Annotated in this window: 1 protein-coding gene; it reads right to left on the bottom strand. The window is 39.2% G+C overall.

Annotated elements, in window-relative coordinates; genetic code table 11:
* Positions 1 to 93 precede the first annotated feature (93 nt).
* Positions 94 to 360: a hypothetical protein gene (locus AB4589_RS25350; protein ID WP_372101951.1), complete on the bottom strand. Its 267-nt coding sequence runs from the start codon at positions 358 to 360 to the stop codon at positions 94 to 96.
* Between the last annotated feature and the right edge of the window lie 306 nt (positions 361 to 666).

Genomic DNA, 666 nt, shown 5'->3' with positions numbered 1-666 from the left:
CTTCGCTGCTTTTCGGGCAATAAAAAAAGCACCCTCCAAAAGTATGAAGAGTGCCCTTCTCCCTGCGGGGCTAAAAGACGAGTTAACGTTTGACTATACGGGTAAAGGAAAAACTTCAAACGTGATCAGAGACGACTCAATATCTGTATCAAATTTGCAAAACCATTGCTTTTCACGAAGATGCTCTTGAACCTTACCCGCAACAATATTGGTTAAGCCTTGAGGTGCAGAGTCCATGGTCCAATCAAACTTAAAATAACCATCCTCTTCAATATTCTCACCTATATAATTAAGAATTTCATTTTTTTCTTTTTCTAATAACGTGTTGTTCTGCAGTACAAAATCCAAACCTGAAATCATAAAACATCCTCTACTTGTGTAAGTTCAAGATAATACCACATGACACACGCTGCATAAAAACAATGTGTACGCATTATGCAAATTATGTTACGGGTTAACTTCTAACAACGATTTTCCTAACGAGCATCAAAAAGGCCGGACAAGCCGACCTCCTCATTGAGCATGTTACTCACCCACGTTCTTATTCAGTTAAGCAAAGCGAACCACTCAACATAATTTAGACCCATAATACGCACTAAGGCGTGTAGGCCCCAGATAGTAATGTCACTTTTGAGCCAGATTAAAATGTTGATCTGCTCCAGTTAG

Origin of the sequence: Vibrio sp. 10N.222.49.A3, from assembly GCF_041475145.1 — a bacterium.
GTDB classification, from domain to species: domain Bacteria; phylum Pseudomonadota; class Gammaproteobacteria; order Enterobacterales; family Vibrionaceae; genus Vibrio; species Vibrio tasmaniensis_A.
Note: the sequence above shows the minus strand (reverse complement) of the source record. Positions and strands in the feature narration are given on the sequence as shown.

Excerpts from the sequence above, each read along its gene's own strand:
- AB4589_RS25350 (WP_372101951.1), bottom strand. The coding sequence starts at position 360 with ATGATTTCAGGTTTGGATTTTGTACTGCAGAACAACACGTTATTAGAA.